Source organism: Lentzea alba (assembly GCF_047445655.1).
GTDB lineage: Bacteria > Actinomycetota > Actinomycetes > Mycobacteriales > Pseudonocardiaceae > Lentzea > Lentzea alba_A.
This window is the reverse complement of sequence record NZ_JAJAEG010000121.1, coordinates 1-374: the sequence shown is the minus strand read 5'-3', so window position 1 is coordinate 374 and position 374 is coordinate 1. Positions and strand designations below refer to the sequence as shown.

At 70.9% G+C, this 374-nt stretch carries 1 protein-coding gene; it reads right to left on the bottom strand.

Annotation, left to right across the window (positions count from 1 at the left end):
* The coding region (locus LFM09_RS50170; RefSeq protein ID WP_414103742.1) for a transposase at positions 1-374 on the bottom strand (374 nt) is incomplete at both ends.

The window sequence follows — 374 nt, the reverse complement described above, 5'->3', positions numbered from 1 at the left end:
GGTGGAGCTGGGCGACGAGTCGGCGGGTGTGGCGGGTGGGGTCGCCGCGGGTGAGGAAGTGGGCAGGACCGAGGTCGTGATAGCCGACGCCGTTGGTGATCATGTGCCAGGTGGCGATGAGGATGCTGTGGCCGACGGCGACAAGAGCTCGTTTCTTGCCGCGGCGGCCGGCCAGTCGTCGGTAGCGGGTTTGCAGGTAGGTGTTGTTGGTGCGGGAGGCCGCGGAGGCGGCTTCCCCGAGGGCGCCACGCAGCCAGGAGTCGCCTTTGCGGGTGGCGCCGCCGTGGTGTTTGCCGGCGGACTCGTGATTGCCCGGACACATGCCCGCCCACGACGCCAGGTGCGCCGCGGTGGGGAAGCGGCTCATGTCGGCG